This window comes from Heyndrickxia sp. NPDC080065 (assembly GCF_050281185.1).
Lineage (GTDB): Bacteria > Bacillota > Bacilli > Bacillales > Bacillaceae_C > Heyndrickxia.
Window position 1 is genome coordinate 1 of sequence record NZ_JBNNWS010000012.1, and the last position, 21,765, is coordinate 21,765.

Here is a 21,765-nt window from a genome sequence, read left to right on the forward strand (position 1 = left end):
GGTCAGCATACATCCAAAAAGGTAAAAAAGTAAGAAAAATATCAAAAGGGGTTCGGAATGTGACCATTTCGAACCCCTTTTGTCTACAATCTGAAAAGACCGATTGTTTATCGGTCTTTCCTAGTAATTAATTGATTTAGACTTTTCTTGTTGGTTTAATTCTCCATTTTTTAAAGAACAAATCCTATCTAACATACCAAAAAACTGATTATATTTTGATAATGTTTCATTATCATCAACTTTATGACCAGATTTAAAGAATAAAATATTTCCTGTTCCATTATTAATTTGATTTCTTGCTTCGAGAATTCGTTTTAAGTTTTTAGCAGTCCCAATACTTCCAGAAATAATATCCACTTCTTCAGGAAATATTTTCTTTATACTGTTTTCAAAATAAGGGAAATGGGTACATCCAAGAACAATCGTTCCGTATTGCTTTAAATCAAACAAAGATAGTCTCTCTTTTAAATAAGGTACAACTATCTCTTCTCTAAATTCAAAATTCTCAGCGAATTGGACAAGACCTGGAAGAGGTAGACTTTCGACAATATCGTGATGGTCTATACTTTTCACAAGGTTATGAAATTTTTCTTCTCTGAGAGTCAAATTTGTTGCCAACACTAATACCTTTTTTCGCTTTCCCTTACAGCTTTGAACAGCAGGTTTTACAGCTGGCTCAATACCCAAAATAGGGAAGTCATATTTTTGTCGAAGGTCATCCACTGCGATACTGGTTGCAGTATTACAAGCAATAACTAAGGCTTTGATTCCTTGATTAGCCATAAAGTCAACTGCATTAAATATATATTCCCTTACCTCTTCTTTTGGTTTTTCACCATATGGAACGTGTAAGGTATCCGCATAAAATATGTAATCTTCATTCGGCAAAAGCCTTAATGCTTGATGAAGTACAGTCATTCCACCTATTCCAGAATCAAAAAAACCTATTTTCATTACTTTCACTCTTTTCCCATATTAATGCCATTAACCACTTATTTATATTACCACATTTTTTATTTACTCCTTAATTCTTCTCAATAAACTGAATGATTAGGTTTAGTAAACATAGAAAACGCACAGCAAACCATTTACTGTGCGTTTTTATGTGAATTCACTTAAATTTTGATTGCTAAATAAGGTGCGAATTGATATGTGAATTGGTGTTTTGCACCCCGCAACCGAACCCGTTATATTTTTCACTTTGACTTTTTTAGAGGAAAATTTGTCCGTATAAATATAGTGGTCAGAGCATCTTTTCGTAAATTAAATTCATTATATATTTATTAGGAATTTGAATAGTACTAAAAGCTTTTTAGATCATAGCTATACCATTTTGTATTTCTTTTAATACTTCTTCATCCGTTTCTTTATTTTTTGCCTTTAGTAAGGATTCTTTCGCTTCGATACCACCAATTTTACCTAATGCCCATGCGGCCGTTCCACGCAGCTCAGGTCTGGGATCATCTGTAAGCACCTTAATTAAATTTGGAACCGCTGATACTTCTTTAAAGTGAGCAAGAGCAATTATTGCATTTCTTTGTATCGGTTTTTTCCCCCGCCATGATCCAGACATCGGTCCATAATTTTCTTTAAAATCACGATTACTAATACTTAATAATGGAACCAATTTTGGCTTGGCTTTTTCAGGATCCGGCTCCATTTCCTCGTGAAAATGAAAGTCCATTCCTTTATTTTTAGGACAAATGGTTTGACATGTATCACAACCGTATAAACGATTACCCAATTTGACTCGAAACTCTTCTTCTAAAAATCCTTTTGTCTGTGTTAAAAAGGCAATACAGCGCTGTGCATTGAGTTGACCACCTTGCACTAAAGCACCTGTGGGACATGCATCAATACACTTATTACATGACCCACACTGATCTTCCATTGGTTCATCTGGTTCAAACGGAAGACTGGTAATCATTTCGCCTAAATACACGTAAGAACCAAATTCAGGTGTTATAATTGAGCAGTTTTTCCCGCTCCAACCGATCCCTGCTCTCTCCGCAACAGCTCGGTCAACTAATTCACCTGTATCAACCATAGACTTAAATCTTGCTTGAGGAGCTTTTTCCAAGATAAATTGTTCAAGAAGCTTTAATTTTTCACGTAAAATCGCGTGATAATCAATTCCCCATGAGGCTCGACAAAAAATGCCGCGTCTATCCCCTTTTTTTCCTTGTGGAGCACCGCTCATTTTTGAAGGATAGGCTAGCGCTATTGCGATAATTGATCTTGGCTCATCAAAAATTAGTGAAGGTTTTACACGTTTCTCAATATCCTTTTCCTCGAAACCGGATTGATATCCGAGCTCTTGCTGACGGATTAATCTATTTTTCATTTCAGTAAATGGAGCTGCCGTAGTGAATCCAATCTTATCAATTCCAATGGTCTTACTGTATGAAATAATTTCATCTTTTAATTGTGTCATATTCATTTAGGTACCTCCTTTCTTTTTTAGTATTTATATATATCTTGTTTAAGGACTTTTTTCTTAGAAAGTATTAACAGAATAATTTTCCGTACAATAAAAAAACGCAATACCCCGTTCTTCATGGAAACGAAACACTGCGTTAATCGCAAAATTATGTATGGAGCGGGTGATGGGAATCGAACCCACGACAACAGCTTGGAAGGCTGTAGTTTTACCACTAAACTACACCCGCATTAATTATTTTAAAATAAACTTGTCCTTTAATCGACTTTTTTATTATACTAAGTTCTTTCTCATTTTTCAAGTGTTTTTTTATTTTTTTATTGCTTAATGTGAAATTGCTTTGTTAAACCATGTGTTATTCTAAATAAAATCCTGTGGAGCAAGCGTTCAGCTAGTTATACTTACGTATATAAATCGCTGAACGCATGCCCCACAGGAAAATTTACAAAGTCAGAAAAATTTACAGAAAACTGCATTTTTCATTTTATGCTTCAATCGTTTCTTTATCAGGGATATGACCTGACTTTTGAACCTTTGTCTCTAAATAAAAAGAATTATAATCTGATTTATCTCCCCATAAAGGAATATGTTTATCAGAAACTAATCCATATTCTTTTAATGCCGCAAGCTTCTTTGGATTATTCGTAATCAATGTAACCTGTTTTGAACGAAGTGCTTGAAGCACTCGAATGGCCTCATCATATGAACGGCTATCATCTTTAAATCCTAATGCTGTATTCGCCTCGACCGTATCGAAACCCTCTTGTTGCAAAAGGTAGGCTAATGATTTTGAAAATAGCCCAATTCCCCTGCCTTCATGGTTAGCAAGATAAAAAATAGCTCCGCTTTTATTATCGACAATCATTTTCATTGATTGCCTCAATTGGTAACCACAATCACAGCGCTTGCTTCCAAATATATCCCCCGTATGGCAAATACTATGAAATCTAATTAATGCATCCTCTGATTCTTTAAAGTTTCCATAAACAAGAATAGAAGATTGCTGTAAGGAAGCTAAATCATAGGTTGCTAATGAATCGAGAATTTCCTCTTTAGTAACCGTATTTTCTAAAACTAGCCATGTATACCAATGAAAATGGACAACCTGCTCATCTAATTGAACGGGCAAATTGATCGGTCCAACTAAACAAATATCCTTCTTATCTGGCTGTGAAATAATGTTCATTTTATCTATAAGAAGATGTTTAACTTCTGATGAAATCATTGTTTTCTCCTCTTTTATGATCATATTCTATAACGTAAAGCAAGTTTATTATAAGAAATAATATGGGTCAAGGAAATAGTTCTTCCTTGACCTTCAAGGAGAATAATGACGTTACTAAATATGAAGCAATATTTTTGCTAATGTAAAATAAATAATCAAACCTGTTCCATCGACTAAAGTCGTAATAAACGGACCAGAAACAACAGCAGGGTCAATTTTCAATTTATGCAGAATCATAGGTAAAATGGCAGCTACTGTTGATGCCCAAATGACAATAAATAGAGCGGATATGGCTACAACAGCACCGATGTTAATGTCTACTCCTAGAAAAAATGCTCTTATTAGTGCAACAACCCCCATTGTAATACCAAGAAAAAAACCAGTTGCTACTTCTTTTCTAAAAACTTTAAACATATCATTAAATTGTACTTCTCCGACTGCCAAGGCACGAACTAATGTCGTTACGGTTTGTGATCCAGTATTACCGCCTGTTCCTATTAACAAGGGAACAAAAAAGGCTAGAGCAATTTGCTCAGATAATGTGTCTTCATAATGTCTTAGTACTGTACCTGTATAAGCTTCTGCAATAAATAAAATTAATAACCAGCCAATTCTTTTTCTAAACAGACCCCAAATAGAGTTTTTAAAATACGGCTCAGCTAATGGCTGGCTTCCACCTAGCTTTTGAAAGTCTTCTGTTGCTTCTTCATGAATAACATCAATCAAATCATCAACGGTAAGAATTCCAATCATTCGCTGATCATGGGCTACTACCGGTATAGCGACAAGGTCATAATTTGATAAAATATCTGCAGCTTCTTCTTGATGTATATCAACTGTTACCGAAATAGGGTCTTCTTGTATAATTTCTCCTAACTTTGTTCCTGACTTTGCTAAAATAATTTCTTTCAACGAAACAACACCAACAAGCTCTCCACGGCTTCCTAACACGTAAATGTATGAGACAATCTCCGCCTCATGACCAACTTTTCTAACGTGCTGCAATGCTTGATCAACCGTCCAATTAATTCTTGCTGCAATATAATCAACTGTCGCCAACCTTCCTGCCGTATTTGGTTCGTAATTCATAAGTGTATTAATTTTTTTTCGATAATCATCAGGCAAGAATTCCATTAATTTTTTTGCCTGATGCGGGTGTATCGATAAAAGCAAATTTACAATCGTGTCACTAGACATCTCATTTAAAAGTGATGAAGTAAATTTATCCTTTATACGATGCAAAACTTTATACTGTAGCTCTGGCTCTAAATATTCAAGAATCTCTGCCCCTAATTGAATTGGAACAATCGAAATAAACACTAATTGTTCATCTTGTTCTAATTCTACTAATATTGATGCAATATCATATGGTTGTAAATGAGATACAAACTCATTAATATTTTCTAAATTTTTTTCTTGTAAAATTAATTTGAGTTCATGGATTTTGTTTTCCATCATCTTTCCTCCATTCATCTTACTTACTTCGATGCAGTGAAAAGAGTTCTCAGTGATATGAAAGACGAAGACTGAAAAGCCACTTCACAATCTGCACGATTTACTATATTTACATGTAACATACTGGGCCCCTCGTCCATCAACATCACCTCCAAGATTAAGGAAAAACAAAAATAGCCTTTATTTCTCAACAAGAAGAAATAAAGGCGTTTTGTGATCATCAAAGAACCGTAAAAGCTACAATGTTTCATAAATAAACAAAGCTTTTATGGTTATCACCAGTTTCCCTCGTTGAGCTTTAGCACTGTATAGCATAGGTTTAATAACCAGCTACGTTAAGAAAGACCTTATCTCGACCTTTCCTGTTGACCCATTGGCGTCTCTCGACATTTTTGGGCAGCAGCGTTTCTCTATACAGGAGCCTCACCTAACAGAACTTAGATTAACTATTAAGCTATTTACACTATATGCTTCATTTTTTAAAACGTCAACAGCATTTGTCCTATATTCCTATTTTTAAAGAAAAATTTACATTTTTCATGTTTTAGTAGAATAATTAAGATTGTATTTTAAATTTACATAATTTTGTATACTATAATCAAAGACCATATCTTGGAGTGGGTAGCATGAGGAAAGATTCATCGAACTTTTATTTACATGAAAAAAGCAATGAATTTTATTGGGAAGGTAATGGACAGCTTTCCATTAAAACGTTTACCAATGGAAAAGCACATTACAAAACGAATAAAGGCTTCTTTGCAGTTGAGGAGGATAGATACCTCCTGCTAAATGAAGGACCATACACGATTTCTATTGAAGAAGATAAGGAAGTTGAGTCATTTTGTATTTTTTTCAAAGATCAATTTGCAGAGGAAGTTTTAAGAACTATATATGATTCTACCGAAAAACTGCTTACCGATCCTTATAAAGATAACACTCCAATTGGTTTTTTTGAAAAAACATATCAAAGTACTCTCCTATCGAATCAAATTCAACTATTTAAAAACAATCTGTCAATGTTTCAAAATGATTTGTTATGGAAAGAGGAACAGTTTTACAAATTGATGCAAACCGTTATCGGTGTACATCAAAATACATTGAAAGAAATATGTTCTTTAAGTGCACTAAGAGCCTCTACCCGTGAAGAGATCTATCGAAGGATAAATATTGCACACGATTATATTCGAGCATTTTATCATCGACCGATCACTCTTCAAGATATTTCAAAAATTGCTTGTTTATCACCGAACCATCTTTTAAGAAACTATTCCGAAGTTTTCGGGAGCTCACCTCATCAACACATAACGGAATTAAGACTTTTAAAAGCAAAGAAACTGCTGAGAAATTTAGAATACAGCATCACTGATATTACCTTTGAAATAGGACTTAACAACCCTGTTTCTTTTAGTAAAATGTTTAAAAAGCATGAAGGTATGTCTCCAATGCAATATCGAAAAAAAGTGATTATGGATAAGAATTAATGGTATCTCTGTTTTATCATAAAAAGAGAAGAAGAATTTTAGAGGAGAGATGAAATTGGAAACAAACACAATACAAAAAGTAGGACAAATAGGTGTTCCTGTGAAAAATTTAGACCATGCTATTTCCTTTTATAAAGATAAATTAGGACTGACTCTACTATTTAATACGGATAATATGGCATTCTTTGATTGTAATGGTCTTCGCCTTCTACTTAGTCTTCCTGAAAAGGAGGAGTTCGCTTATTCTAGTTCAGTTATCTACTTTCAAGTAGAGGATATAAAGAAATCATATGAAGATCTAGTAAGTAAAGGCGTCACATTTATTGATGAGCCCCATTTAGTTGCAAAAATGGGACAAACAGAAACCTGGATGGCATTCTTTCATGATTCAGAAAAAAATACTCATGCATTGATGAGTGAAATACAAGTATAAAAAAGAAGAATCGAAGGATACAAAAGTATCCTTCGATTTTTTATTGATTTATATTCTTTTAGTGAATTGAAACTGGTTCTCTTATCCCATATTTTTAATAAAGGCTGTTTTTGTAAACTTTGTTGCTCTTGAACAAGGAGTGGTTGATTTCCACTCCAGGATGCTCGCTTTCCGCGGGGCTGGCGGTGAGCCTCCTCGGTGCACGCCTCCTGCGGGGTATCACCTGTCCCGCTGATCCCGCAGGAGTCTCGCACCTTCCATTCCAATCAACCCGTATATCAACAGTTTGCGTTTTCAAAAACAACAATCTTTTAAAGAAGAGCCTTAATAAAAACCACTTTTAAATAATTACCTTCCGGAAACTCCTTAATTGTTCGGAAATCATCTGGTAATGAAAATTCCTCTAAAAGCTTGTATTTTTTGCCCATTTCTTTGAATGCTGTATCAATAAATCCTTTAAACTTGCCCATTCCAAAAGAGCTGCTATTTGTTGAGGCTACAATAACGCCATTCTTTTTCGTTATTGCTATCGCTTCTTTTAGAAGGTTTTTATAATCCTTTTCTGCACTAAACACATACTTCTTGGACCTTGCAAAACTTGGCGGATCAAGGATCACCATATCAAAAGATAGTTGTTTTCTCACAGCATATTTGAAATAATTGAAAACATCTTCAACTATGATATCCTGTGCTTCATAATCGACTTGGTTAATACTAAACTGTTCGATTGTCTTACTTAAGCTTCGATTAGCTAAGTCCACGCTCGTAGTTTTTTCAGCACCGCCTAGAGCGGCGAACACCGAAAATGCGCCCGTATAGGAAAATGTATTTAATACCGTTTTTCCTTTCGCATATTTATCTCGAATGGTTCTTCTTACATCTCTTTGATCTAAAAATACCCCAACCATGGCACTTTCGTCTAAATATACAGCAAAATTTACACCATTTTCCTTAACAATGATAGGAAATTGCCCTCTTTCACCGGTAACAAAGTCGTCATCTTCTATGTATTTTCCTTTAGTATCAAATCTTTTCTTCTGATAAATGGCCTTGTATTCAGCAATATTTTTCAACGTATTAATAATTAAATCCCGGAATTGGTAAATTCCTTTACTATACCATTGGATTAAATAGTAACCATTAAAGTATTCTATCGTTAATCCGCCTATTCCATCACCTTCACCATTAAAAACACGAAAGGCATTTGTGTCCGGATCGTTATAATAATGCTCCCTCTGTTTAAATGCCTGCTGTATTTTCCTGTCAAAAAAATGCTGGTTGAACTGATCATTTTCTTTTTGACTAAGGATCCATCCATAACCCTTGTTTTGTTTGCCATAATATCCTTTAGCAATAAATCTGTTTTGTTCATCAACAAGGCGAACAATGGCACCTTCTTCATTCAGATCATTTAAATTAAGAATGGCCTCCTTCATAATAAGTGGATAACCATTTCTGTATTTATTAACAAATTTCGACTTCACTTTTAAAGCAATTTCTTTTTTCATTTTTTCATCCTTTTTTCTTTATATAAAAATTTTCGAATCAGATGCGGAATCTAAACTCTAATATACATCTCTTTTTGTAAAAACAACAAACGAAACAACTAATGAAAGAAGAAGCCAGATCAAAAGAACTAGCATAGAGAAACCTAAAGTCATCCCTTCAATTGGAGGACTTGAACCATTCACATAATTAGTCAGCTGTAAATTGACCATAAATAAATATTTCGCACTTTCCCAAGAAGAAACCATATTTATTAGTATAGCACCTGCAATTAACGAGGACAGCATAATCCCCATTACCGCTGCCGTACTACGTAAAAGTACCGACAACATAAACGTTAAACTTCCAACGACGACACAAACAAACCAAACAAGGCCAAATTCCATTAATATATATTTCCATTGTGGAATAAGGTGGACATTGGAAGTAATTAATTCATCACCACGAGTAGAAAAGCCCGTCAGCATTGGCATACTCCACCCACCATAGCCAAATACTATGCCTGAAATAAGAAAAGCGAGAATCGCCACACACAGTACGATAAAAGAAATCGAATACAACATGGCAATATATTTACTCAGTAATATTTTCCACCTTTTAACGGGCCGGGTTAAGAGAAGTTTAATGGTACCTCCGCTTGCTTCAGATGAAACGAGATCAGCTGCCACGACCATGACTAATAAAGGCAATAACAAACCGATCGAATTTTCAGCGAAAACTCTCATAAAAGTAGGAGCTCCGGGAGTATTAGGATTGATGTTATGATCAAGATAGTATTGTTGCTGCCCCAACCTGATTCTTAAATATTTCTCAAAATCATTTGGAATCCTGCTGGAAGCAAGTCTGTTTTGTATATCAACAATCTCTTGCTGAAGCTGAACTCGCCAATCAGTCGTCCCCATCTTTTCTTGTGTTGTCTTTACCTGCTTATATTGAGCGTAAGTGAATATTGGGACTAGGAAAGCAACGATTAATATGATAACGAACAGCCGCTTCTTTCGAAAAAGCTTTAATTGTTCATTATAAATTAAATTATTCAATATTATTTCCTCCCGTCATTTCTAAGAATAAATCTTCTAAAGCGGGGAGCTTAGTTTTAATTTCATTCACTTTTATATTTGCATCAACCAACTTTTTATTCCAATCAGGTATATTCTCTGCAACATTCGGAGTGATTAAAGTATTGTCTTTCCCATCTTTCACAATCGTCTCCTCTTCTAATAACTTTCTTGCTTTTTCTAATGGATCTACCTTCCAAATTACTTGTTCTTGTTCAGCAAGCAGGGATTCAACGAAATCTGTTCGAATAATTTCTCCCTTAGTAATGATTGCCACCCGGTCACATAATAATTGGATTTCACTAAGTAAATGTGAAGAAACAAGAACACTCAATCCTTCTTCTTTTGCTAAAAAGCGAATAAACTCTCGCATTTCTCTTATACCAGCTGGATCAAGACCGTTTGTCGGTTCATCTAAGATAAGGAGATGAGGATTTCCTAATAATGCCTGAGCAATCCCTAGTCGCTGACGCATGCCAAGAGAATAGGTTTTTACACGATCATGAATACGATTTGTTAATCCCACTAATTCCGTAACTTTATGTAGACGTTCTCTCGATATAGAAGGATCCATCCTTGCAAAGTATTCAAGATTTTCCCAGCCGGATAGATAGGGATACATTTCTGGATTCTCAACGATACACCCAAGATTTTTCATGGCATCTTTAAATTCTGTTTCAACATTTTTCCCAGAAATATAGATGGCTCCAGAAGTTGGCTTAATTAACCCAACCAGCATCCGAATCGTAGTCGTTTTTCCTGCTCCATTTGGCCCCAAGAATCCAAATACTTCACCAGGTAATACTTCAAAATTTAATCCTTTAATGATTTCTTTCTTCCCGATCGTCTTTCTTAAATCCTTTACTTGAAGTGCAGGCACTACTTTCATTTTGACTTCTCCTCGCTAAATGTAATAAGGGAAGCAACCCTCTCACCAATTAACTTATATCCCGCAGCATTCGGGTGGAATTTATCATTAAATAAATAATCATTTACATTCAGTTCAAACATATCAAATGTTGGTACGTAAACGATTTTTTTATAGTTTGAAGCAAGATTTGCAGAATCAAAATTCCATTGTCTCACTACCTCAGAAGTGAGCTTTGATTCTTCCATATCAATAAAGGGGTTGTATAATCCAATATGGAAAATGGTTGCTTTATTATTAAATGAACGAATGGTGGCATATATCTGTTTAAGATTTTCAAGATAAGGCTTCTCTAGTTTCTTCCCAAAGTTCAGATTTAAATTGAATAGTGCTTGTCCTCCTTGAAAAAGATCATTCCCACCTATCGTTAACAGAATAAGATCCGCATTCTCTATTTGACGTTGAATTTCTCCATGTTTCAATTGAGAGAGAAGCTGTTTTGAGGTTTGTCCTTTAATCGCACTGTTCGTTAACATCAATTTCTTGCTGGACTTTTTCTTGAGATCATCCATCAAATAACCAATATATCCCTTCCCTTCAGGATCCCCGGTTCCCCGAGTTAACGAATCACCTAATGCAGCAATGTGAAATTGTTTATTATTTTTAGATTCTGGAGTGATCTTCTTTTGTATCTGATTCGGAACATTCGTACTTTTTGCCTCGATCCATTGATTCTTCATTACCAAGCCTAAACCTAAAAGACAAAACAGAGCAGAAACAATAGAAACGAATGAGATCATCGTAATCAAATGTTTTTTCATTTAACCATTCCTTCCCATAATTATTTTAGGTTCTTTTCTTAAAACCTTATTGCTAAAAAGATATTAATCACTTAAGGAATAGTACCCTTTCGGAAAACAGCTAATTTTAAATACAGAATACCAAAGTAAAGGATAAATTTGAAATTTGATTTTCACTACTTTTAGAAAATATTTTGGTTATATGTATATTGTTTGTATATATATGTACAAATTTAGCATATATAGCTAACTTCTATTTCACGTAATTTTGTAACTATTTTGTTATTTTTTCGTCGTATATTGAAACTAAGATAATTTCTAAAAGAGGACGTGAATAAAATTGAGACGTTTTTGGAAAGGAGTTGCCATACTCATTATAACCATGGCTGTCTTGGCAGCTTGTAGTAGTAATAGTAAATCTGATAGCGGTAAAAAAACAAAAGCTTATGATTCTTCCATGGAAAACACAATAAGTTCTGACAATGCTCCTGACGAAACTAAAGCGGAGTCGCAGAAGACAGGGAATTCTGAGGCAAAAGTTCAATCTCGAATGGTAATCTATAATGCAAGTATAGAAATGGAAGTAAAAAAATTAACACAAGTTCAGGATCAAATTAGTAAAATAGTGAACCAAATGGGAGGCTACATCGTTCAGCAAAATTTGAATCAAGATAGTGAGGATCGTCATGAGAGTTATCTGATGGTCAGAGTTCCACAGAATGAATTTCAATCCTTTTTAGATAAGGTAAAACAGTTAGGAATGAAAACGAAAAATCAACAAATTTCTGGTCAAGATGTGACTGAGGAGTACGTAGACTTAAAATCCCGAATAAAATCAAAGCAACTAGCGGAAAAAAGACTCACCCAATTTATGAATGAGGCAAAGGATACAAAAACATTATTGGAAATTTCCAATGAATTAGCAAAAGTTCAAGAAGAAATTGAAACGATTGAAGGTAAAATAAAATATTTAGAAAACCAAACTAATTTATCTACAGTAAATATTACCCTTTTGGAAAATAAAGTAGTTATTCCAGGGTTAGAAAATGATCAGCAAAACACCTGGGAAAAAACGAAAAAACAGTTTATGAAAAGCATTAATTTCATAATCTCCTTCTTTTCTGGTCTATTCATCTTTATCATTGGATATTTTCCTGTGATTATCCTTTTAGGATTAATTGGGGTAATTATCGCGATTGTTATAAGGAGAATGAAAAGAAAATCAGACAATACCATTGAAAAATAGCGAAGTGTGGGGATGCATTCCCCCACACTTTGTGTTTGGCTGTTTTCGTAAAGATTGTTGCTTTTCGTAAACAGCTCCAAATACTTAATTAATTTTGTTTCGTGCTCTTTTCTTCATTCCATACTTTTTGTATAAGTGCTAAAACAACCGTAAAAATCCAACTAGATATTTACTATGTAAAATCTCTGCCTTTTTTTCTTGTTACAAATAGCAACAAATTATTAGAAAAGAGCCTTATGTTTTGTTGATAAAATGGCTGTAGAATATGCATGAAGTGATTTCTTTACGAAGTAAACTAGATGAACGAAAAAACCTAACTACAATAATGTTCAACAAAGTCTATTATTTTGAAAGTTGATCATAGAATGTGGCCATTGAAGCATTAAAATAAGGAACGAGCCAGATAAATCCAATTCCCAAACTAATTATACTCAGTATCGCCCATCCGATAAAACTTAATTGAAGAAGGAATAAGTCCCATTTATGACCATCCATTATTCTCCGACTTTCGGTGATAATTTCATTCAACGAATATTCTGGATGATCTTTATAAATATAATAAGATTGAGAATAAGCTAAAGTTTTAATAATTCCTGGAATGATTAATAATAGAGTCCATAAAAAAGTATAAATCCACATTAGGACAGGCAATCCGATAGACCTAACAAACAACTTTCCATTTGAAAAGGGTATAAAAAGATCCCTTATTTTCGCATTTTCCTTTCGCGCAATATGCAGAAAAACCCAGTCACTGCCGATAGTAATTGGTATTAGAAGTAAAGTAATAATCCAGCCTAAAGTAGTAACCCACCCTGGTTCATTGTTTACCCAATTATCATAGCTGCCACTAAATACAATTTCAATCAACCATGGAACACCAGCATATATCACACCGCTTATAATACTAATTAAAATTGCAAAACCCCATCGATTTTTTAATGCAAACCTAGAATCCCTTTTAATTCCACTGATCATGTTCTAATTAGTCCCCCCTTTACTTTATTATATTCGTTGACGGGGTAAATATTTGTCAATTTTCAAACAATCACTTCCTATAATTCAATCCGGAAGATTTATCTATTATTCAACAGCCGATTCATTGACCTTAAAAGTATTGGTGTTTCTAAGTGAGTTATTTAACTCAATAAACTGTTTTTCTATAGGTGTAAATTCATGATTTAGACGAGTAATTAAATACAAATCGACGTATCTATAAGATGATGGAACGTCTAAATAATTATTGATGTTGTAGCGACTTGCTATGCGCTTAGATACTAAGGAAATTCCCATACCCATCAATGCAAATTGTACTAAAGTTTCTGGATCGCCCACTTCAATGATTTCACCCTGTTGAATTTTCGAATCTATAAAAATATTACGTAATAATGCGAGATACAAACACTTATCTGATAATACAAGTAAGTTTTTTCCGTTTATATAATCATCAAATATCGTATATTGATCTATACCTTGGCCTATTATAACCAATTCTTCATATCCCACTTTTTTATAACTTATTTTTTTATTGTTTAGCGATCCAATCGTATAAGCAACATCGATTTTTCCAAGAAGAACTTGATTTTCAATATATTCTGTTGAACCTGTTTTTAATGTTACCGATAAATCGGGGTATGTTTTATTAAGTTTATTTAAAGCACTTGAAAATTGAGTTCCTCCGACTGATATCATAGTACCAATACTGAGTTTTTCATCATGTTTTTTCATGATATTTTCAGTTTCTTCCCAAACGAACAATAATTTCTTAAATTGATGATATAATTTTTCTCCCTCTTTCGTTAGTTTTACTCCTTTTGAATTTCTGATAAACAGTTCTTGATTATAATGAGTTTCGATTTTTTTTATTTTTGCAGTCATATTGGATTGAAGGTGATTCAATTTAATTGCAGCAGCAGATATACTTTTTAATTCCGCAACTGAAACAAAAGCTTTCATGTTTTCAATATCCATTAATATTTCCCACCCATCAAAAAAAGTGATATAACCATCATAACTTAACATTTAAAATGATGTCTAATTTTAATTATACTTGGTAAAGATAATCGTTTCTATAAAGGTTTGGAGGGATAACTAATGAAGAACAAAGTGATAAAAGTAGGGATTATAGGTGGATCTTTGAATAATCAATGGGCTAGTAAAACACATATTCCGGTACTAAAGGAACACCCTTTTTATCAAATAACGGCGGTTGGAACATCAAAAATGGAAACCGCAAAAGAAAGTGCTATGATGCTTAATGCTTCCCATGCTTTTACAGATTATAAGGAATTAGCACAATCAAAAGATGTTGATTTGGTAGTAGTTAGTATAAAGGTTCCTTTCCATTATGAAGCTTCAATTGCAGCCATAGAAGAAAATAAACATATTTATTGTGAATGGCCTTTAGGTATAGATACTATGCAGGCTGAAAAACTGGCAAAATTGGCAGATGACGCGAACATTCATCATGCGATTGGATTACAGGGAAGGCAATCTCCAGAAATTAATTATTTAAAGCAGGCAATCAAACACGGGGAAATCGGCAGGGTCATCTCTTGCACTATGCAAGTAGCAACACAAGGAAAAGGAGGAATAACTGATGAAAGTAGCAGTTACCTTTTAAAAAGAGAAAATGGGGCGAACCTTCTTACAATCAACGGTGGTCACTCGCTTGATGTGCTTTGTTATATCTTGGGTGATTTTAAAGAATTATCAGCTGCAATGAACATCCATTATACAGAAGCCGTCATACAAGAAACAGGTATAAAGACACCAAAAAACACAGCTGATCAAATTTTAATACAGGGGACACTTATTGATGGTGCTTCGGCCTCTGTACATATTCAGGGTGGAGTTTATCCAGCTTTTCAATTAGAGATTAGAGGGGAGAAAGGTGTTTTTCGTTTAACACAGAATAATTCCTCAGGTCATGTACAGTTTGGCAATCTCAAAGTCGAAAAGATTACACAACCTAATTGTTTGTTAAATACTGAAGATGTTTATTCTGAAGAAGTAAAAATATCCTCAGTAAAAGATAATGGTGCAAGAGGCTATGTTGAAAATGCTTATACTATTTTGGCGGAAGATATATTTGAACATAAAAGTCAAATTCCGAACTTTAATGACGCTGTCAAACTGCACCGGTTGTTAGATGCAGTTCGGAAATCTGCAAAGACCGGTAAAAAAATACTCTTAAAAAATGAGTAACAATCTTAGGAACAGTATATCTTTTATTTATAAGGGCCCTGGCACATGCCCATCAAGCTTAAGCAAATTGTTATCCTAAAAACGAAAAAAACGCTATTCTTTCTGTAATATCAAGAAAGGATAGTGTTTTTTATGTGTAGCGAGGTTTTACTTAGCTAGCAGACAATGCATCCCATATGCTCATCAATTGAGTTATGGCAGCATCAATTTTCTCGTATGGAACACCGTCCTGAGCTTGTGTCGAAATTCCTCGAAGAAATGTTTCAAATAAGATTACCAGCATGTGTATATCCGTAGAATCAGGCAACTCTCCATTCGCTACGGCCCGTTCTATACAATCCTTAATCCAATCGCGAACTTTTTCTCGTTCCTTGTAGAGCATATCTCGAATATGTTTTTGCTCAGGCGAACAGTTTACAGCGGACAAAACCAATAGACAGCCTTGAGGGTGTGACCTCTCTGTCTGCATCCGTGCCGATCGCCGTAATCCCTGTTCGATGGCTGCTTTCGATGTCATCTTCGTATCGCAGAAACTTTCCGAAACCTTTCCATAAGTAGAGATATACTGTCGTATCGCTTCACGAAACAGTGCTTCCTTGGACTCGAACGCAGCGTAAAAACTTGCGGGAGATATACCTCCCATCGCAGCCCGCAACTGAGCAAGTGAAGTGGATTCAAAGCCGTGTTCCCAGAATAGAAGCATTGCGGCAACAACAGCCTCGTCACGATTGAATTCGCGGGGGCGTCCAGTTCGTGGCATAAGATGACCTCCTTTATTAATTATATAATAGTCGTTCCAGAAGTCCTTGACAAGTGGATGTGGTTGAATTTAATATATGGAATGAACGTTCCATAAATCAACTCATCTTAAGGAGGAAACTAATTTGTCTAATTTTTCATCATCTAGGGGTATGGTTCAATCTGCTAATACTCCTGCACGACTTCCCTGGCTTGCACTTCTAGCGCTTGCAATGACAGGATTTATCTGTATTCTTACAGAAACGATCCCAGCTGGGTTACTACCGTTAATCGGAGAAGGGCTGCATGTTACAAAAGCGATGGCTGGGCAACTAGTTACACTTTATGCTATTGGCTCACTTGTAGCAGCAATTCCATTCGCAATGTTTACTAGCGGGTATAGACGTCGTCCGCTACTTATCACCAGTATTATGGGATTCTTAGTATTCAACACAATTACAGCCTTGTCGACCAGCTATGCTCTGACACTTATCGCGCGATTTTTTGCCGGTGTTGCTGCTGGCGCTGCTTGGGGAATGATCGCCGGTTACGCACGGCGTATGGTACCGGATCCCTTAAGAGGGCGTGCCTTAGCTGTCGCGATGGTAGGAACGCCGATTGCTCTTACATTCGGAGTGCCATTCGGTACCTTGCTCGGTGGCTTAATCGGTTGGCGTGCCGTATTCGGACTCATGTCTATTCTGACTCTTGTTTTAATTGTATGGGTGCTCTGGAAGATTCCGGATTTTCCTGGGCAAACTGTAGAGCAAAGAATGACAGTTGGTCAGGTGTTTGTTTTGCCCGGCATACGTCCGATTCTCATGGTAGTGCTTACTTGGATGGTGGCACACAATATTTTATATACGTATATTTCGCCATTTCTTGAGCTTTCCGGACTCGCAGGAAATGTCGACCTAGTCTTGCTGGTTTTTGGATTAGCTGCGCTTGTCTCCATCTGGATTGTTGGTCTGTTGGTAGACCGCATGTTACGACAGCTTGTACTGATCAGTCTAATCGTCTTTGCGCTAGTAGCCACAGTACTATGGGTAGGAGCAGCATTGGAATCCATCGTTTATTTGGCAGTGGCTTTATGGGGACTTACTTTCGGAGGTGCAGCCACCCTGTTGCAAACTGCGCTTGCTGATGCAAGCGGTGAAGAAGGTGTTGATGTCGTAATGCCTATTAATGTCACTGTATGGAATTTAGCAATTGCTGGTGGAGGCATAGCCGGTGGTGCTTTGCTAGAGATTGTTGGTGTACAGTCGTTTCCAGGAGTGCTGTTGATGTTGCTGCTTGTTGCTTTGATAATTGCGTGGAGTGCAAAGAGACACGGTTTTCCACAAAAGTAATGAAAATCCATATGCAAGAAAATGAAGCAGAATGGAAATTGGTCTGTTTGTTTTAATTACTAACTACCTTTTGTTAACGGAAGAGAGCTTAAACAATAATAAAAAATTTCCAGAAATCAAAATTATGCTTATTTTTGTACTGTTTGGTAAATAAATAAATTTGGAGTTGATTTAATGCCTTTTGCAGTTTTCATACTAGGTTTTCTAATTTTTTCTCAAACGACATCAGAGTTTATGGTAGCTGGAATCATGCCCTCTCTTTCAGAAGAATTTGGGGTATCCATTGCGGCGGTTGGCTACCTTATTTCAGCTTATGCGGTGGGGATGGTGATAGGCGGACCAATCCTGACAATTGGTTTACTGAAAGTCTCGCTAAAAAAAGCGCTGCTGGCCTTAACGATTGTGTTTCTTATCGGACAAATGATTGGTGCCATTGCTCCTAACTATGAGGTGATGATGGTAGCACGTATCATTACGGGCATTGCTTCCTCTGCAAGTATTGGAACTTCCATGGCAATCGCTTTTCAACTTGTTCAACCTCAATCACGGGGCAGAGCTGCTTCGATTGTTTTAGGAGGCTTAATGATCGCAACTGCTGCTGGATTGCCATTTGCTATGCTGTTTGATCTGTACTTAGGATGGCGCTTCAGTTTTTGGGCAATTGTTGTCTTGGTATTTTTAGCAGCTATATTGATACAATTCTTTATTCCATCTATTGTGTCAAAAGAACAGAAAACTGTAAGTGTTAGAAAAGAACTTGGATCATTTAAGAACTATCGTTTATGGGCTGCATATATGACGAATTTGTTTATTATAGGTGCTACCTTTGCGGCATTTAGTTACTTTACGCCTATCCTAACCAATCTCACAGGATTTAGTCTAGAAATTGTTCCATTTATTTTGGGGATTTATGGAGTAGCCACAATTGTGGGAAATATCATTGTTGGCAGATTAGCAGACTTGCATATGATGCCTACATTAACAGTTGGTCTTTTCATCCTGACAGCTGCCTTAATTCTATTTGGGTTCTTTGTAGAAATTCCGGTAATTTCCATCATCACAGTTATTGTCATTGGTTTAGTCGGCGTATCGATGAATCCTGCTATGTCGGCACGTGTTATCAGTGTTTCAAATACAGGAACTCTTGTAGCTACTGTGAATAATTCCATCATTAATCTAGGCATCTTGATCGGTTCATCTGTAGGCGGGTTAACGATTGATGCTGGTTATGGACTTACTTCTCCATTATGGGTTGGTACAATAATGGCAATAATTGGTCTCATCACTTTGCTTCCAGTTATTCGAGGGAAAAGTCCTTCTCTCCATGCTAATAAGGAGATTAAGATCAACAGATAGATATGATTTAAAAAGCAGAAAATAATTTATCTGTGTAAAAAAAGCACCATATTTCTTGGTTGTTATTTAGGATGAAAGGTAACTCTTCTATTCGATTATTAGTTGGAACGCCGTATACGGTGTGAACAGGGGGAAGGCTATCTCTTTAACACTAACGTTCATTTTTGGATGAATTGAGAGAGCTTTCCCGAATTTCTCGAAACCTAACAGGGAGGGAATGTTGCAACAATTAATTAAATAAGATTTGAGAGTCTATAGTATTATTGGGCTCAATAAAAACATTTTTAGCAACCACGAGAAACTCTTTTACAGCTGGAGATGCTTCAGAAATTGCAGAACAAGCTAGTGCAACATCACGGTAACTTGTTAAATTAAGTTTTCCTATCTTGATGTTTTGTTGAGTTTTTAAAAATAACTCTGGACCGATGGTAACGCCAAGCCCTTCTTGTACCATATTAGCAATGGTAGTGCAATCGTGTACTTCAAAACGGATAGATGGTTTGATTTGTGCTTCTTTAAATAACTCCTCTATATGTGATTGGTACATTCCAGTTGGCATAATGAAAGGCTCTTTCTCTAAATCGTGCATATCTATCGTTTCTTTGTGAAGGAATTTGTGCTCGGGATGAAAAGCTACAACCATTTTGTCTTTCCAGAGAGGAACTAGATCAAAGCTAGGGTTTGTCTTCCCTTTTACAACAAACCCAATGTCTATAATTCCAGATTGTAACCATTCCGTAATCTCTTCATATGTCCCTTCATAAAACTTAAATTCTATTTTAGGATGTTTTTTCTGAAATTTTGCAAGCAATTTAGCTAATAAGCAGGAAGAAGCGCTCGCAAAAGTACCAATACGAATGATCCCCGTTTCTAAGTTCGTTGCTAATGCAATTTCTTGGTTAATTGTTTCAATTCTTTTCAACACTTCTCTTATATGTGGCAGTGTTTTTTGTCCTATTTCTGTGAGTGCTATTCCCTTTCTACGGTCCCGAATCAATAATGTGACTCCCCATTCTGTTTCCAAACTGGAAATAGCATGACTAACAGCTGATTGAGTCATACTTAATTTTTCAGCGGCTTTTGTAAAACTCCCTAACTCTATTACTTTAGATAAAATCTCGAAACGAACGATGCTCATGAGTAATAACTCATCTCCTATATCAAAAATATCAATTTTACTAATGTTAACATGGCATTTAAAATAAAATCAACTCAAGAACTACTTGAAATACTAAAGGAGATGTACAAGTTGGCAAAGAACATCAATCAATTCATTATTATTCTCTTAGCTTTAGGAGCATTTGTTACAGGGACAGCAGAGTTTGTTGTTTCTGGCATATTAGAAATCATTTCTTTCGATTTAGATGTATCGATCTCAACTGCAGGACAACTAATAACCATTTATTCGTTATCGTATGCAGTTGGTGCATTCGCACTGGTTTTGTTAACTGCGAAGTTTGAACGTAAAAAAGTAGTATTATATGCTATTTTTACTTTTATTTTAGGTAATCTCGTAGCGTTTATTAGTAATGATTATATTGTACTAATGTTGTCAAGAATCGTTATGGCAATGAGTGGCGGGCTTTACATTGTTGTTGCAACAAACTATGCTGCTCAAATTGCTACAGCAGATAAACGTGGTAGTGCCATGGCAACGATTATCACTGGCTTTACCGTTTCATTAGTACTTGGTGTACCTATAGGGACATTTTTAGCTGCTTATCTAGATTGGCGTAATATTTTTCTAATTATTGCTTTCGTTACAGTACTTCTTTTACTTTTACTTTATAAATTATTACCTAGTATAAAAGGTAATAAGCCCGTACCATTTAAAGAACAGATACAAATAATAAAGGATAAACGAGTTATCACCGCATTATCAACTACTATCTCCTGGATATTAGGATACACCATGGTGTTTGCTTATATCTCTCTGTTGTTAAGTAATTCTGCAGGCTTTTCAATAGAGATGACTAGTATCGCCTTATTTGTTTTAGGCACTTTTTCTTTTATTGGCTCACGTTTTGGTGGATATGCAGTAGACAAGTGGGGCCCAAATCAAACGATATCAATTAGTTTATTCGTTCATGCAGTTGCTTTACTTGTATTAACATTTACACAGCATTCGATAATAGGTGTTTTTATAACGTTAGCAGTTTGGGGAGTAGTGTCTTGGACAATAACACCAGCTAAGCAATTTTATTTGATTTCACTAAAACCACAATCATCTGAAACTGTACTCAGTTTTAATACAGCATTAATGAACATTGGGATGGTGCTAGGTTCTGCTTTAGGAGGTATCATTATAAAGTATACTAACATTATAAATTTGAGTTGGATCGGTAGTTTATTTGTTATTCTTGCTCTCGTTTTTATCAAATACTCGTTTCACTTAAACACATCTGATTCACGGAATTTTGAAATGAGACTACAAACTAGTCAAAAAGAATGACAATTGAATAAAAAGTTGTCGATAGTTTCAAAGCACTTCCAACTCTCATCTAATAAAAAGCCGATTCCTCAAGATAATCGGCTTTTTGTTTCCATAAATTATCTTAGCGTATATTTTCCGCGTTTTTCTGCTAGAACCCCTGGATACCTTGTTT

The 21,765-nt window shown here is 35.4% G+C and carries 19 protein-coding genes, 1 tRNA gene and 1 riboswitch; of the genes, 7 read left to right on the forward strand and 13 right to left on the reverse strand.

Features of this window, described 5'->3' with window-relative positions; genetic code table 11:
* Positions 1–120 precede the first annotated feature (120 nt).
* The 5 genes from murI to mgtE form a co-directional block, all read right to left on the reverse strand.
* Positions 121–954, reverse strand: coding sequence for a glutamate racemase (gene murI, locus ACQKP0_RS15195; RefSeq protein ID WP_427406709.1), 834 nt, complete (start codon positions 952–954; stop codon positions 121–123).
* 358 nt (positions 955–1,312) lie between these two features.
* Complete coding sequence (gene queG / locus ACQKP0_RS15200) at positions 1,313–2,440, reverse strand: tRNA epoxyqueuosine(34) reductase QueG (RefSeq protein ID WP_427406710.1); 1,128 nt, start codon at positions 2,438–2,440, stop codon at positions 1,313–1,315.
* 155 nt (positions 2,441–2,595) lie between these two features.
* A tRNA-Gly gene (locus ACQKP0_RS15205) sits at positions 2,596–2,669 on the reverse strand.
* Positions 2,670–2,924: 255 nt separating this feature from the next.
* The gene (locus ACQKP0_RS15210; RefSeq protein ID WP_427406711.1) at positions 2,925–3,665 is read right to left on the reverse strand and encodes a GTP cyclohydrolase II; all 741 of its coding nucleotides are present in this window, start codon (positions 3,663–3,665) and stop codon (positions 2,925–2,927) included.
* Between the two features lie 114 nt (positions 3,666–3,779).
* On the reverse strand, positions 3,780–5,120 hold the full coding sequence (gene mgtE, locus ACQKP0_RS15215) for a magnesium transporter (RefSeq protein WP_427406712.1): 1,341 nt from the start codon (positions 5,118–5,120) through the stop codon (positions 3,780–3,782).
* A 276-nt stretch (positions 5,121–5,396) separates the two neighbouring features.
* Positions 5,397–5,562: riboswitch (M-box (ykoK) riboswitch) on the reverse strand.
* 184 nt (positions 5,563–5,746) lie between these two features.
* On the opposite strand from mgtE, the gene ACQKP0_RS15220 reads away from it, so the two are divergent.
* Complete coding sequence (locus ACQKP0_RS15220; protein WP_427406713.1) at positions 5,747–6,601, forward strand: helix-turn-helix domain-containing protein; 855 nt, start codon at positions 5,747–5,749, stop codon at positions 6,599–6,601.
* A gap of 55 nt (positions 6,602–6,656) precedes the next feature.
* Positions 6,657–7,034, forward strand: a complete 378-nt coding sequence (locus ACQKP0_RS15225; RefSeq protein WP_427406714.1) for a VOC family protein — start codon at positions 6,657–6,659, stop codon at positions 7,032–7,034.
* Between the two features lie 311 nt (positions 7,035–7,345).
* On the opposite strand, the gene ACQKP0_RS15230 is transcribed toward ACQKP0_RS15225, so the two are convergent.
* Genes ACQKP0_RS15230 through ACQKP0_RS15245 form a run of 4 tightly spaced genes read right to left on the reverse strand, consistent with a single transcriptional unit; the run spans position 7,346 to position 11,287 of the window.
* Complete coding sequence (locus ACQKP0_RS15230) at positions 7,346–8,542, reverse strand: class I SAM-dependent rRNA methyltransferase (protein ID WP_427406715.1); 1,197 nt, start codon at positions 8,540–8,542, stop codon at positions 7,346–7,348.
* 57 nt (positions 8,543–8,599) lie between these two features.
* Complete coding sequence (locus ACQKP0_RS15235) at positions 8,600–9,580, reverse strand: ABC transporter permease subunit (RefSeq protein WP_427406716.1); 981 nt, start codon at positions 9,578–9,580, stop codon at positions 8,600–8,602.
* Positions 9,573–10,487: an ABC transporter ATP-binding protein gene (locus ACQKP0_RS15240; protein WP_427406717.1), complete on the reverse strand. Its 915-nt coding sequence runs from the start codon at positions 10,485–10,487 to the stop codon at positions 9,573–9,575. Before ACQKP0_RS15240 ends, ACQKP0_RS15235 begins: the two co-directional genes overlap by 8 nt.
* Complete coding sequence (locus ACQKP0_RS15245) at positions 10,484–11,287, reverse strand: GDSL-type esterase/lipase family protein (protein ID WP_427406718.1); 804 nt, start codon at positions 11,285–11,287, stop codon at positions 10,484–10,486. The genes ACQKP0_RS15240 and ACQKP0_RS15245 overlap by 4 nt, the downstream gene beginning before the upstream one ends.
* 319 nt (positions 11,288–11,606) lie before the next feature.
* Here ACQKP0_RS15245 and ACQKP0_RS15250 point away from each other — a divergent pair, with 319 nt between their 5' ends.
* Complete coding sequence (locus ACQKP0_RS15250) at positions 11,607–12,512, forward strand: DUF4349 domain-containing protein (RefSeq protein ID WP_427406719.1); 906 nt, start codon at positions 11,607–11,609, stop codon at positions 12,510–12,512.
* A gap of 342 nt (positions 12,513–12,854) precedes the next feature.
* Here the strand turns inward: ACQKP0_RS15250 and ACQKP0_RS15255 are convergent, their stop codons facing one another.
* Both ACQKP0_RS15255 and ACQKP0_RS15260 read right to left on the reverse strand, forming a co-directional pair.
* The gene (locus tag ACQKP0_RS15255; protein WP_427406720.1) at positions 12,855–13,487 is read right to left on the reverse strand and encodes a DUF975 family protein; all 633 of its coding nucleotides are present in this window, start codon (positions 13,485–13,487) and stop codon (positions 12,855–12,857) included.
* A 105-nt stretch (positions 13,488–13,592) separates the two neighbouring features.
* Positions 13,593–14,480, reverse strand: a complete 888-nt coding sequence (locus tag ACQKP0_RS15260) for a LysR family transcriptional regulator (protein WP_427406721.1) — start codon at positions 14,478–14,480, stop codon at positions 13,593–13,595.
* 123 nt (positions 14,481–14,603) lie between these two features.
* On the opposite strand from ACQKP0_RS15260, the gene ACQKP0_RS15265 reads away from it, so the two are divergent.
* Positions 14,604–15,716, forward strand: a complete 1,113-nt coding sequence (locus ACQKP0_RS15265; protein WP_427406722.1) for a Gfo/Idh/MocA family protein — start codon at positions 14,604–14,606, stop codon at positions 15,714–15,716.
* Positions 15,717–15,867: 151 nt separating this feature from the next.
* Here ACQKP0_RS15265 and ACQKP0_RS15270 read toward each other — a convergent pair whose 3' ends face one another.
* Positions 15,868–16,476: a TetR/AcrR family transcriptional regulator gene (locus ACQKP0_RS15270; RefSeq protein WP_427406723.1), complete on the reverse strand. Its 609-nt coding sequence runs from the start codon at positions 16,474–16,476 to the stop codon at positions 15,868–15,870.
* A 124-nt stretch (positions 16,477–16,600) separates the two neighbouring features.
* Between ACQKP0_RS15270 and ACQKP0_RS15275 the strand changes: the two genes are divergently transcribed.
* Entirely contained in the window at positions 16,601–17,803 is a 1,203-nt protein-coding gene (locus ACQKP0_RS15275) for an MFS transporter (RefSeq protein WP_427406724.1), read from the forward strand.
* A 174-nt stretch (positions 17,804–17,977) separates the two neighbouring features.
* Positions 17,978–19,159, forward strand: a complete 1,182-nt coding sequence (locus tag ACQKP0_RS15280; RefSeq protein WP_427406725.1) for an MFS transporter — start codon at positions 17,978–17,980, stop codon at positions 19,157–19,159.
* A 229-nt stretch (positions 19,160–19,388) separates the two neighbouring features.
* Here the strand turns inward: ACQKP0_RS15280 and ACQKP0_RS15285 are convergent, their stop codons facing one another.
* Positions 19,389–20,297 carry a LysR family transcriptional regulator gene (locus ACQKP0_RS15285; protein WP_427406726.1) on the reverse strand — a complete coding sequence of 303 codons (909 nt, stop codon included), beginning with the start codon at positions 20,295–20,297 and terminating at the stop codon, positions 19,389–19,391.
* Between the two features lie 102 nt (positions 20,298–20,399).
* On the opposite strand from ACQKP0_RS15285, the gene ACQKP0_RS15290 reads away from it, so the two are divergent.
* Entirely contained in the window at positions 20,400–21,611 is a 1,212-nt protein-coding gene (locus tag ACQKP0_RS15290; RefSeq protein WP_427406848.1) for an MFS transporter, read from the forward strand.
* The last annotated feature ends 154 nt before the right edge of the window (positions 21,612–21,765 follow it).